This is a genomic window from Streptomyces sp. NPDC057307 (assembly GCF_042667665.1).
Lineage (GTDB): Bacteria > Actinomycetota > Actinomycetes > Streptomycetales > Streptomycetaceae > Streptomyces.
The window spans coordinates 34,234-45,250 of sequence record NZ_JBHUZM010000057.1 but is presented as its reverse complement, the minus strand read 5'-3'; the positions used below and the strand labels follow the sequence as shown (position 1 = coordinate 45,250).

At 69.2% G+C, this 11,017-nt stretch carries 7 protein-coding genes; 3 read left to right on the top strand and 4 right to left on the bottom strand.

Annotation, left to right across the window (positions count from 1 at the left end):
- Window positions 1-59: 59 nt before the first annotated feature.
- From ACFUN8_RS20415 to ACFUN8_RS20400, 4 genes are all read right to left on the bottom strand, one after another.
- On the bottom strand, window positions 60-1,448 hold the full coding sequence (locus ACFUN8_RS20415) for an OFA family MFS transporter (RefSeq protein WP_383639323.1): 1,389 nt from the start codon (window positions 1,446-1,448) through the stop codon (window positions 60-62).
- Window positions 1,449-1,631: 183 nt separating this feature from the next.
- Entirely contained in the window at window positions 1,632-3,731 is a 2,100-nt protein-coding gene (locus ACFUN8_RS20410; protein ID WP_383639331.1) for an acetate--CoA ligase family protein, read from the bottom strand.
- A 47-nt stretch (window positions 3,732-3,778) separates the two neighbouring features.
- Window positions 3,779-5,053, bottom strand: coding sequence for a formyl-CoA transferase (gene frc, locus ACFUN8_RS20405; protein ID WP_383639318.1), 1,275 nt, complete (start codon window positions 5,051-5,053; stop codon window positions 3,779-3,781).
- A gap of 11 nt (window positions 5,054-5,064) precedes the next feature.
- Window positions 5,065-6,747, bottom strand: a complete 1,683-nt coding sequence (locus ACFUN8_RS20400; RefSeq protein WP_382572395.1) for a thiamine pyrophosphate-binding protein — start codon at window positions 6,745-6,747, stop codon at window positions 5,065-5,067.
- Between the two features lie 180 nt (window positions 6,748-6,927).
- Between ACFUN8_RS20400 and sucC the strand changes: the two genes are divergently transcribed.
- The 3 genes from sucC to ACFUN8_RS20385 all read left to right on the top strand — a co-directional run bounded on the left by sucC (window position 6,928) and on the right by ACFUN8_RS20385 (window position 11,007).
- Entirely contained in the window at window positions 6,928-8,061 is a 1,134-nt protein-coding gene (gene sucC / locus ACFUN8_RS20395) for an ADP-forming succinate--CoA ligase subunit beta (RefSeq protein ID WP_383639314.1), read from the top strand.
- Window positions 8,062-8,072: 11 nt separating this feature from the next.
- Window positions 8,073-8,960 carry a succinate--CoA ligase subunit alpha gene (sucD, locus tag ACFUN8_RS20390; protein WP_383639312.1) on the top strand — a complete coding sequence of 296 codons (888 nt, stop codon included), beginning with the start codon at window positions 8,073-8,075 and terminating at the stop codon, window positions 8,958-8,960.
- A 505-nt stretch (window positions 8,961-9,465) separates the two neighbouring features.
- Window positions 9,466-11,007 (top strand): aldehyde dehydrogenase family protein, encoded by a 1,542-nt coding sequence (locus tag ACFUN8_RS20385; protein WP_383639309.1) that lies wholly within the window; start codon window positions 9,466-9,468, stop codon window positions 11,005-11,007.
- Window positions 11,008-11,017: the final 10 nt, after the last annotated feature.

Genomic DNA, 11,017 nt, shown 5'->3' with positions numbered 1-11,017 from the left:
GTACGGCTGTTGGCCGTACGGGGAGCCGCCGTCTGTGCGTCAGCGGTTCTCCGACCCGCTCAGGCGTCCTCCCGCCCGATCGGGTTGGGATTCGCCTGGATCTTCTTGATGTCGGGCCTGCCCGGCGCCTTCAGGAAGGTCGCGAGGCACGCCGAGAACAGTCCGACACCACCGGCGATGATGAACGCCGTGTTGTAACCCCAGTTGCTCACCACGACTCCACCCACACCGGCACCGACGAGTCCGGAGATGAGCTTGGAGCTGTAGACCATGCCGTAGTTCGACGCGTTGTTGTTCTCGCCGAAGTAGTCCGCCGTCATGGCCGCGAACAGCGGGAAGATCGCGCCACCGCCGAAGCCGGAGATCATCGAGCAGATCAGGAACAGCGGCATGTTGCCGATCGATCCCGAAGCCAGCACGCCGAACTGCGACATGCCCAGGACCAGACAGACGAAGATCAGTGTCTGGCGGCGGCCCACCTTGTCGGATATCCAGCCGATGACGCCGCGACCCGTGCCGTTCACGATGGCCTTCAGCGACATGGCCGTGGCCACGATCCCGCCGGCGAAGCCCATTTCCTTACCGAACGGCACCTGCATCGCGATACCGAAGATGTTGATGCCCGCCGTGCAGAGCAGGCAGAACCACATCATCCACAGGACCGGGACCCGTGCCGCTTCCTTCGGTGTGTACTGCCGGACGGCCGGCGGGTTCTTCTCCAGCGCGCGCCGGATCCTCGGGTCGTCGGAGACCTTCAGCGGGTCGGCGCCCTCGGGCCACCAGAACTTCGGCGGGTCCTTGAAGAACCAGCCGGAGATCGCGACCATCGCGCAGCAGACCAGACCGGTGAAGACGAGCACGCCCTGGTAGTTGCTCAGGTCCATGTACGAGGTGAACAGGAACACGAACGGTACGGAACCGTAGGCGAAACCGCCGTTGACGAGACCGGTCTTGCCTCCCTTGCGCTCCGGATACCACTTGCCGACCATGTTCACGCAGGTCGCGTAGACCAGACCCGCGCCGATACCGCTGAACATTCCGAAGCCGATGTACGCCACGATCACGTGCGGCGCGTAGGCCAGGGAGAGGTAGCCCAGCACGGTGCCGAGCGCGCCGAGCATCATCGCGTAGCGGGCGGGCAGCTTGCCGCTCTCACGGAGCTGCCCCGCGGGGAAGGCCACGGCCGCCTGGAAGAAGATCCAGACTCCCATCAGCCAGAAGATGTGCCCGCTGTTCCATGCGTGTGCCGTGTGCAGGGTGTCCTCGGCCGCGGTGAATGCGTACTCCGAGGAGCTGATTCCCATCATGCCGATCCACGGGAAGAGCACCATCGTCCATCGCGGCCGGCCCATGATCTGCCGGTCGGACTGCCCGATCCGGTAGATACGGCCGTTGCGGTCCGTCACCTCCCTGAAGGGGACGGATGCGGAGATGTCAGTTGTCGCCATTGTCGATCGAACCCCTTGCGTCGAAGAAGTCAGGCCAGCGCCCCCTGTCCGTTCTCTTCGTGCGGGGGGCCTGCGATGAGCGGAATCCACAGGCCCCCTGGGTCGCACCGTCAGCTCATCCGGTGCCTCCCCACAGCCGCGCGATCGGTGCGGCGATCACAGAGCCCAGCCGCTGTCCGTCCCTCACAGCAGCCCCGCCGCCCGTGCCCAGCGATACTTCGCGCCGAGCACCTCGACCGGCTTCTCCGTGGTGTACGGGTACGCCACGACGCCCCGTTCGTAGAGGTACTGGCACGCGGCCTCCACCTCGACGTCGCCCGCCAGCGACGCCACCACGGGCTTCTCGATGCCGCGTTCCCTGAACTCGGCCACCACCCGCGCCGTCAGCTCGGCGAAGACCATCGGCGGGGTGACGATCGTGTGCCAGTAGCCCAGGACGAGGGAGTGGATCCGGGGATCCTCCAACCCGAGCCGGATCGTGGCCTCGTACGTCGACGGCGGTTCGCCGCCCGTGATGTCCACCGGGTTGCCCGCCGCCCCGAAGGGCGGGATGAAGGCGCGGAACGCCTCGTCCAGGTCCGGCGGGATCTCCATCAGCGACAGGCCGTTGTCCACGATCGCGTCCGACAGCAGCACACCCGAGCCGCCGGCGCCCGTGATGATGACGACGTTGTCGCCCTTGGGGGTGGGGAGTACGGGCAGCCCGCGCGCGTACTCCAGCATCTCGCTCAGCCCCGGCGCCCTGATGACGCCGGACTGCTTCAGGATGTCCTCGTACACCGCGTCGTCGCCCGCGAGGGCCCCGGTGTGCGAGCCCGCCGCCTTCGCGCCGGCCGCCGTACGCCCGGCCTTGAGGACCACCACCGGCTTCTTGGGTACGGTGGCGCGCGCCGCGGCCACGAAGGCGCGGCCGTCCTTGAGGTCCTCCAGGTGCATCGCGATGCAGTCGGTGTTGTCGTCCTCACCGAACCAGGTCAGCAGGTCGTCCTCGTCGAGGTCCGACTTGTTGCCGAGTCCGACGATGGCCGACACACCCGTCCTGGTGGTCCTCGCGAAGCCGAGGATCGCCATCCCGATGCCGCCGGACTGCGAGGTCAGCGCCACGCCGCCCTTGACGTCGTACGGGGTGCAGAACGTGGCGCAGAGGTCCTGCCAGGTGGAGTAGTAGCCGTAGATGTTCGGCCCGAGCAGCCGGATCCCGTTCTCCTCGGCGATCGTCACGATCTCCTGCTGGAGTTCGTGCTCGCCGGTCTCGGCGAAACCGGAGGGGATCAGGACGGCGTTGGGGATGTTCTTGCGGCCGACCTCGGTGAGCGCCGTGGCGACGAACTTCGCGGGAATCGCGAATATCGCCACATCAGGCTCACCGGGAACATCCATCACGCTCTTGTACGCCTTACGGCCGAGTATGTCATCGGCTTTGGGATTGACCGGGTAGATCTCGCCGGCGAAACCTCCGTCGATGAGGTTCCGCATGACCGAATTGCCGATCTTGCCGTCCTCGTTGGAGGCACCGATCACCGCCACCGAACGCGGCTCCATGAGCCGGCGCATGGAGATCAGGATCTCCTCGCGCGAGTAGGTGCGCCGTACGGCCGGCAGCTCGTCGGTGAGCAGGATCCGTACGTCGGCCGCCATGACCCCGTTCTCGGAGGCGAAGACCGGGTTGAGGTCCACCTCCGCGATGTTCGGGAAGTCGGCCGCCAACTGCGAGACCCGCACCACGAGATCTGCCAGCGCGTCCCGGTCGACGGCCGCGCCGCCCCGTACGCCGCGCAGGATCTCCGCCGCCCGGATGCCGTCCAGCATGGACAGCGCGTCGTCCTTGGTGGCCGGCGCGAGCCGGAAGGTGACGTCCTTCAGCACCTCCACCAGGACACCGCCGAGACCGAAGGCGACGACCTTGCCGAAGGTGGGGTCGGTGACGGTCCCGATCAGGATCTCGGTGCCCGCGGGCACCATCTGCTGCACCTGGACGCCGAGGATCCGCGCCTTCGGGTCGTACTTCCGGGCGTTGGAGACGATCGTGGTGAACGCGGCCCGCACCTCGGCCGCCGACTTGACGCCGATCTGCACGCCGCCCGCGTCCGTCTTGTGCAGGATCTCCGGCGAGACGATCTTCATCGCGACCGGGAATCCCAGCCGGGCCGCCACGGCCACGGCGTCGTCCGCCGACTCCGCGAGCGCCTCACCCGGCGTCGGGATGCCGTACGCGTCCGTCACCGCCTTGCCCTCGGGTGCGGTGAGGGAGGTACGCCCCTGTGCCAGCGCGGCCTTGATGATCGCGTCGACGTTGTCCTTGTCGGGCTTGAACGTACTGCTGTCCGCCACTAGATGACTCCGTTCGTCTTCAACAGGCGCAGTTCCTCGTCGCCGAGACCCAGCTCGCCGACGTACACCTCCGCGTTGTGCTCACCGAGCAGCGGAGATGCGGTGATGGTGACGGGGGAGTCGGAGAGCTTCAGCGGGCTCCCGACCGTGGTGAAGGTCCCGCGCTGCGGATGCGCGACCTCGACGACCATGTCGTTGGCCGCGAGGGATTCGTCCTCGATGATCTCCTTGGTGGAGAGGATCGGGCCGCACGGGATGTTGTGCGCGTTGAGCTTCTCCAGCACTTCCCACTTGGGGATCGTGGCGGTCCACTCCTCGATGAGCTGGAACATCTTGCCCAGCTTGGTGAGGCGGGCCTCGGGGGTCGCCCAGTCCGGGTCGTCGGCCAGTTCGGGCCGGCCGATCAGCTCGCTGACGGGCTTCCAGCCGACCGGCTGCACGATCACGTACACGTAGTCGTTGGGGCCGCCGGGCGCGCACTTGACCGCCCAGCCGGGCTGACCGCCGCCGCTGGCGTTGCCCGAGCGCGGGACCGCGTCGCCGAAGTCCTCGTTCGGGTACTCGGCCAACGGGCCGTGCGACAGGCGCTGCTGGTCGCGGAGCTTGACCCGGCAGAGGTTGAGCACCGCGTGCTGCATCGCGACGTTCACACGCTGCCCGCGCCCGGTGGCGGTCCGCTGGTAGAGCGCGGCCAGGATGGCGGCCACCGCGTGCATCCCGGTGCCGGAGTCGCCGATCTGCGAGCCCGTCGCGAGCGGCGGGCCGTCCTCGAAGCCGGTGGTCGACATCGAGCCGCCCATCGCCTGGGCGACGACCTCGTACGCCTTGAAGTTGGTGTACGGGCCCTCGCCGAAGCCCTTGATCGAGGCGTACACGATCTTCGGGTTGATCTCCTGGATCTTCTCCCAGGTGAATCCCATCCGGTCGACCGCGCCGGGGCCGAAGTTCTCGACCATCACGTCGGAGCGGCGGATGAGTTCGGTCAGGATCTCCTTGCCGCGCTCGGTCTTGGTGTTGAGCGTGACGCTGCGCTTGTTGCAGTTGAGCATCGTGAAGTACAGCGAGTCGACGTCGGGGATGTCGCGCAGCTGCTTACGGGTGATGTCGCCCGTCGGCGCCTCCACCTTCACCACGTCCGCGCCGAGCCAGGCCAGGATCTGGGTGGCCGACGGACCGGACTGCACATGCGTCATGTCGAGGACACGGACACCGCTCAGGGCCTGCGGGCTCGCGGCGTCGGGGGAGTTCTCCGGGGCTTCCACAGCCTGGGTCATCATGGCCTCCCTTACTTGTACATGGTCTGGTTCATGGTTCCGGGGGCGTACGCGTCGGGGTCGACCCAGACGTTGATCAGCGAGGGCAGTCCGGACTCGCGGGCCCGCTGGAGGGCGGGCGCGATGTCGGCCGGGTCCCGGACCTCTTCGCCGTAACCGCCCAGCATCTGGGCGAACTTGTCGTAGTGGACGTCGCCGAGGGTGTTGCCGACCCGCTCGCGCTCGTCGCCGTACTTGGCCTTCTGGCCGTAACGGATCTGGTTCATCGACGAGTTGTTGCCGACGATGCCGACGAACGGCAGGTTGTAGCGGACCAGCGTCTCGAAGTCCCAGCCGGTCAGCGAGAAGGCGCCGTCGCCGAAGAGCGCCACGACCTCCTTGTCCGGCCGTGCCTTCTTCGCCGCGAGGACGAAGGGGATGCCGACGCCGAGCGTGCCGAGCGGGCCCGGGTCCATCCAGTGGCCCGGCGACTTGGGCTGTACGACCTGGCCGGAGAAGGTGACGATGTCGCCGCCGTCGCCGATGTAGATCGAGTCCTCGGTGAGGAAGTCGTTGATCTCGCTGACCAGGCGGTAGGGGTGGATCGGCGAGCTGTCCTTCTTGAGATTCGGCAGCCGCTTCTCGATCGCCGTCTGCTCGGCGGCGCGCAGCTCCTCCAGCCACGCCTTGCGCTTGACGGAGCCGCCGTTGATCCGGCCGCTCGCCGCCTCGGTGACCGACTTCAGGACGAGGCCGGCGTCGCCGACGATGCCGAGGTCGATGTCACGGTTCTTGCCGACGGTGCGGTAGTCGAGGTCGATCTGGACGACCGTGGCGTCGGGCGAGAGCCGCTTGCCGTAACCCATCCGGAAGTCGAAGGGGGTGCCGACGATGATGATGAGGTCGGCGTTGGTGAAGGCGTAGCGCCGGGAGAGCTGGAAGTGGTGCGGGTCGCCGGGAGGCAGCGTGCCTCGCCCCGCGCCGTTCATGTACGCGGGTACGTTCAGCGTCCGTACGAGTTCGATGGCGTCGTCCGTGGCCCGTGTGGTCCACACCTGGCTGCCGAGCAGGATCGCCGGCTTCTCGGCGTGCACCAGCAGATCGGCGAGCTTCTCGATGGCCGCGGGGTCACCGGCCGAACGGGTCGAGGCCCGGTACTGGCCGGCCTTGGGTACGCGTGCTTTGTCGACCGGGACCTTCGCGTCGAGGACATCGCGCGGAATCTCCAGGAAGGACGGACCGGGAGCGCCGTTGTAGCACTCGCGGAAGGCCATGGAGACCATGTCGGCCGCGCGGGCCGTGTCGGGGACGGTGGCCGCGAACTTGGTGATCGGCGTCATCATGTCCACGTGCGGCAGGTCCTGGAGCGAACCCATCTTGTGCTGGGTGAGCGCGCCCTGGCCGCCGATGAGCAGCATGGGTGACTCGGCACGGAACGCGTTGGCGACACCGGTGACGGCGTCGGTCGTGCCCGGTCCGGCGGTGACGACGGCGCAGCCGGGCTTGCCGGTGATGCGCGCGTAACCGTCGGCGGCGTGGGCGGCGACCTGCTCGTGGCGTACGTCGACGACTTCGATGCCCTCGTCGACGCAGCCGTCGTAGATGTCGATGATGTGGCCGCCACAGAGTGTGTAGATGACCTCGACACCTTCTGCCTTGAGTGCCTTGGCGACCAGATGACCACCGGAGATGAGTTCCTGGCTGTCGTCGGGCATGAGGTTGTCTTGTCCCTTCGTAGGGGAGGCCGGGGGCTCTTGTGGGTGCGCCCGAGTACTCCCGCGATGGATTGCATACAGTCTACGAATACTGTATGAAGCTTGTTATCCCGCATTCGGCGGGTGGTGTCCAGGGGGCGTGCGGCACTTTCATTCCTTTCTGTTGCAGTGGGAGCCGGCATGGATCTGTACGAGCACCAAGCCAGAGACCTGTTCGCGGAGTACGGCATCGCCGTGCCGGAGGCCGAAACCGTCGAGTTCGCGAGGGAGGCCGCGTTCGCGGCCGAACGGCTCGGCGGCCGGGTCGTCGTCAAGGCACAGGTGAAGACCGGAGGCCGGGGCAAGGCCGGCGGAGTGAAGCTCGCGGCCGACCCGGCCGCGGCGGAACTGACCGCTCGCCAGATCCTCGGGATGGACATCAAGGGCCACACCGTCCGTACGGTGATGCTGGCCCAACCGGTGGACATCGAGACCGAGTTCTACGTCAGCTACGTGCTCGACCGCGCCGCGGGGACCTTCCTCGCGATCGCGTCCGCCGAAGGCGGCATGGACATCGAGGAGGTGGCGGCCACCCGCCCCGATGCGGTGGCACGGATCCCCGTCGACCCGGCCGAGGGCGTCACGGCGGCCAAGGCGGCGGAGATCGCGGCCGCCGCCCAACTGCCCCCGGAGACCGCCCCCGTACTCGAATCCCTCTGGCAGGTGCTGGTCAGGGAGGACGCCCTGCTCGTCGAGGTCAACCCGCTCGTCAGGACAACGGACGGCCGCATCCTCGCACTTGACGGAAAAGTGACCCTGGACGACAACGCCCAGTTCCGCCAGAGCCGTTGGGGCGACGACCAGCAGGACCCGGGCGCCGACCCGCTGGAGGCCGCGGCGGCCGCCAAGGGCCTCAACTACGTCAAGCTCGACGGCGAGGTCGGCATCATCGGCAACGGCGCGGGGCTCGTCATGTCGACCCTCGACGTCGTCGCCGGCTGCGGGGCCCGCCCCGCCAACTTCCTCGACATCGGGGGCGGCGCCTCGGCGCAGATCATGGCCGACGGACTCTCCGTCATCCTGTCCGACCCCGACGTGAAGTCCGTGTTCGTCAACGTCTTCGGCGGGATCACCGCCTGCGACGCCGTCGCCGACGGCATCGTCCAGGCCCTGGAGACCGTCCGGCTGACCAAACCGCTCGTCGTACGCCTCGACGGCAACAACGCCGCCCGGGGCCGCGCGATCCTCGCCGACCGTGCGCATCCGCTCGTGGAGCAGGTCACGACCATGGACGGCGCCGCGCGCCAGTCCGCCGTACTCGCGAACGCCGGATAAGGAGCAAAGCAATGGCGATCTTCCTGACCAAGGAGAGCAAGGTCCTCGTCCAGGGCATGACCGGCGCCGAAGGCATGAAGCACACCCGCCGCATGCTGGAGGCCGGCACCGACGTCGTCGGCGGCGTCAACCCCCGCAAGGCGGGCCGGAGCGTCGACTTCGACGGCCGGGCGGTCCCCGTCTTCGGCTCCGTCGCCGACGCCATCGCGGCGACCGGCGCGGACGTCACCGTCGTCTTCGTGCCACCGCCGTTCGCCAAGGCGGCGGTCATGGAGGCGGTGGACGCGGGCATCGGCCTCGCCGTCGTCATCACCGAGGGCATCCCCGTCCATGACGCGGTCGTCTTCCAGGCGTACGCCGAGAAGACAGCCACCCGGATCATCGGGCCCAACTGCCCCGGGCTCATCAGCCCCGGACAGTCCAACGCCGGCATCATCCCGGCCGACATCGCCACCAAGCCCGGCAGGATCGGGCTGGTCTCCAAGTCGGGCACGCTCACGTACCAGTTGATGTACGAGCTGCGCGAGATCGGCTTCTCGTCGGCGGTCGGCATCGGCGGAGACCCCGTCGTCGGCACGACACACATCGACGCCCTCGCCGCCTTCGAGGCCGACCCGGACACCGAACTCATCGTGCTCATCGGCGAGATCGGCGGCGACGCGGAGGAGCGGGCGGCGGCGTACATCGCCGACCACGTGACGAAGCCGGTGGTCGGCTACATCGCCGGCTTCACCGCGCCCGAGGGCAAGACGATGGGCCACGCCGGAGCGATCGTCTCCGGCTCGTCGGGCACCGCGGAGGCGAAGAAGCAGGCGCTCGAAGCGGCGGGCGTACGTGTCGGCTCGACGCCCTCGGAGACGGCGCGTCTGGTACTCGACAGGATCGCGATCAGCGCCTGAGCCGCACGACGGCGCGAGCCCTCAGGGCCCGGCCCGGCCGTCCTCGGCCGTCGCCGGGCGACGGCTCGCCGCCGGGCCGGCCGTCGGCGCGCGGTTCTGTTCCCGGTCGCGGGGCGGGAGATGCCTCTCCTCGTCATCGGTCACCGGCCGGGTGCCCGCTCGGTGGTCGGCCGCCGACGGGTGACGTCCGGTGCCCCCGGTCGTCGCACGACGCCGTTCCGCCCTCGGCGGCCCGGCCCGCACGGCAAGCCTGCCCGGCGCCCGAGGGTGGAGCGCGGACCCGTCCGGCGGCCACCCCGCCTTGTCCGGCGTTTGAGGACGAACCGGCCGGCACAACAGGCCCACCGCACGACACCGCGACACCGCACGACACCGCAGCACCGCACCACACCGCGGCACCGCTCCACGCCGTGGCACCGCCCCACCCCGCCATACCGGACGACCCGTGCACCTCGTCCGAGAACCGCGCTCACGCGCCCCGCCCCATCACGAGCGGAGAAGACCCATGGCACCCACCCTCATCCTGAAGCCGGGCACGGCCTGGTCCGACGCCTGGCAGCAGTGCCTCGCCGTCGCGCCCGAGGCATTCCGGGACGACCACGTCCTCAACCTCTGGTCCGCGTCCTGGCAGTCCGGCGGACGTACCCTCCCCGCCTGCAGCCCCGTCGACGGCAGCCCCGTCGTCGGCCCGCCACGGCTCGACGCCGACGCCGCCCAGCAGGCCGTACGCGCCTCGCTCGACCAGCACCGCGCCTGGCGCCATGTCCCGCTGGCCGAGCGCCGCGCCCGCGTCGGCGCCACGCTCGACGCCCTGACCGAGCACCGTGAACTCCTCGCCCTCCTCCTCGTCTGGGAGATCGGCAAGCCCTGGCGGCTCGCCCAGGCCGACGTCGACCGCGCCATCGACGGCGTGCGCTGGTACGTGGACGGCGTCGAGTCCATGCTGGAGGGCCGCAGCCCGCTGCCGGGCCCGGTCTCCAACATCGCCAGCTGGAACTACCCGATGTCCGTCCTGGTCCACGCCATGCTGGTGCAGGCCCTGGCCGGCAACGCGGTGATCGCCAAGGCGCCCACCGACGGCGGCGTCGCCTGTCTCACCCTCGCCTCCGCCCTCGCCGCCCGCGAGGGGCTGCCGATCACCCTGGTCAGCGGCAGCGGCGGGGAACTCTCCGAGGCGCTGGTCCGCTCCCCGGAGATCGGCTGCGTCTCCTTCGTCGGCGGCCGCGACACCGGCGCCCGGATCGCCACCACCGTCGCCGACCTCGGCAAGCGCCACATCCTCGAACAGGAGGGGCTCAACACCTGGGGCGTCTGGAACCACACCGACTGGGACGCGCTCACCGCCGTCATCCCCAAGCTGTTCGACTACGGCAAGCAGCGCTGCACCGCGTACCCCCGCTTCGTCGTCCAGCGCTCGCTGTTCGCGGACTTCCTCGGGGCCTATCTGCCCGCCGTACGCTCCATCCGGCTGGGTCACCCCCTGGCCGTCGAGCACCCCGACGACCCGCTGCCCGAACTGGACTTCGGCCCGCTCATCAACGCGGCCAAGGCCAAGGAACTGGACGACCAGGTGGCCGAGGCCATCGACCGCGGCGCGGTCCCCATCCACCACGGATCGCTCGCGGACGGGCGCTTCCTGCCCGGCCAGGACACCTCCGCGTACCTCGCGCCGGTGACGCTGCTCAACCCGCCGCCGTCCTCGCCGCTGCACCACGCGGAGCCCTTCGGCCCGGTCGACACGATCGTCCTGGTCGACACCGAGGCGGAACTCCTCGCGGCGATGAACGCCTCCAACGGCGCGCTGGCCGCGACGCTGGCGACCGACGACCCGGAGACGTACGCGCGCCTGTCTCCGCAGATACGCGCCTTCAAGGTCGGCCACGGCAAGCCGCGCTCACGAGGCGACCGCGACGAACTGTTCGGCGGCTTCGGCCACTCCTGGCGGGGCGCCTTCGTCGGCGGGGAACTGCTCGTGAAGGCGGTCACCAACGGCCCGGCCGGGGAACGCCCGCCGGGCAACTTCCCGGACTACCACCTCATGCCGTGACGGTGTACCC

Excerpts from the sequence above, each read along its gene's own strand:
- ACFUN8_RS20415 (WP_383639323.1), bottom strand. The coding sequence starts at position 1,448 with ATGGCGACAACTGACATCTCCGCATCCGTCCCCTTCAGGGAGGTGACG.
- frc (WP_383639318.1), bottom strand. The coding sequence starts at position 5,053 with ATGACCCAGGCTGTGGAAGCCCCGGAGAACTCCCCCGACGCCGCGAGC.
- ACFUN8_RS20400 (WP_382572395.1), bottom strand. The coding sequence starts at position 6,747 with ATGCCCGACGACAGCCAGGAACTCATCTCCGGTGGTCATCTGGTCGCC.
- sucC (WP_383639314.1), top strand. The coding sequence starts at position 6,928 with ATGGATCTGTACGAGCACCAAGCCAGAGACCTGTTCGCGGAGTACGGC.
- sucD (WP_383639312.1), top strand. The coding sequence starts at position 8,073 with ATGGCGATCTTCCTGACCAAGGAGAGCAAGGTCCTCGTCCAGGGCATG.
- ACFUN8_RS20385 (WP_383639309.1), top strand. The coding sequence starts at position 9,466 with ATGGCACCCACCCTCATCCTGAAGCCGGGCACGGCCTGGTCCGACGCC.